Source organism: Pseudomonas guariconensis (assembly GCF_024127895.1).
GTDB lineage: Bacteria > Pseudomonadota > Gammaproteobacteria > Pseudomonadales > Pseudomonadaceae > Aquipseudomonas > Aquipseudomonas guariconensis_B.
On the sequence record NZ_JAMYBK010000072.1, the window covers coordinates 1 to 828 of the forward strand.

General features: G+C 47.3%; 1 protein-coding gene. It reads left to right on the plus strand.

Annotation, left to right across the window (positions count from 1 at the left end):
• Positions 1-229: 229 nt before the first annotated feature.
• Complete coding sequence (locus tag NJF35_RS24590; protein ID WP_253091621.1) at positions 230-535, plus strand: hypothetical protein; 306 nt, start codon at positions 230-232, stop codon at positions 533-535.
• The last annotated feature ends 293 nt before the right edge of the window (positions 536-828 follow it).

The window sequence follows — 828 nt, forward strand, 5'->3', positions numbered from 1 at the left end:
AAATCGGAAAAGCTCATCTGACTCATGGGCAAGACTTGCTGGGGGGCTGAACGGAGGGCTATTTCAGCACAGGTCGGGCGGCTTGTGCTGACTTGATCGGAGAATCCCTAGCCGACAACATCCTATCTCTTTCCCTGAAACATGGCTAAAAAATCGCTTTCAAAATGAAGCAGTACGATTGGTAAAAAAAGGAAAGCTCCAGAAGAAATACATCTCAAGCCACCCAACAATGTCTGAAATTTCTTTCACCGACGCTTCCGGCGCCACTCTTCCATTGGTTAGCTGTGGCATGACTGGGTGCGCTGGAGAAATAACAGAAATGATCTCCGAAGCATATAAGTCAGGCGCCCGCCTCTTGGTCCTCCTCGCCCCCAATGAATGCCACGAGCCTATCCGAAAGGGTGTAGAAATTGCGTTGTCACTCTATAATTTTGAAGCGGTCAGTATTTTAGTCGCAGATTTGGGAGGAAGCGGCGAGCTGAATATTGAAGAAATATATAGCAAGGGCATTCATGTCGTCACATATGAAACATGAGGATTCCGTCATGCAACCCCACCCGCTAATCTATTTAGATGCCGCTGCCACTACACCATGTGCTGCAGATGTAGCAACAGCGATGCATGAGTTCAGTACTACGTTATTTGGAAACCCATCATCTACGCACATCATGGGGCGACTCGCAAAAAATGCTATTTTAGGAAGTACTGCTCAAATATCTAGGCTCTGTATGAAAACCTTTGAAACGCCACCAGAGCCGCTGAAAGCCTGATTTTCCGTAGAGTTCTCACCTTTTAGGCGAAGCATTCTGCCATGCCCAAGCGATACGA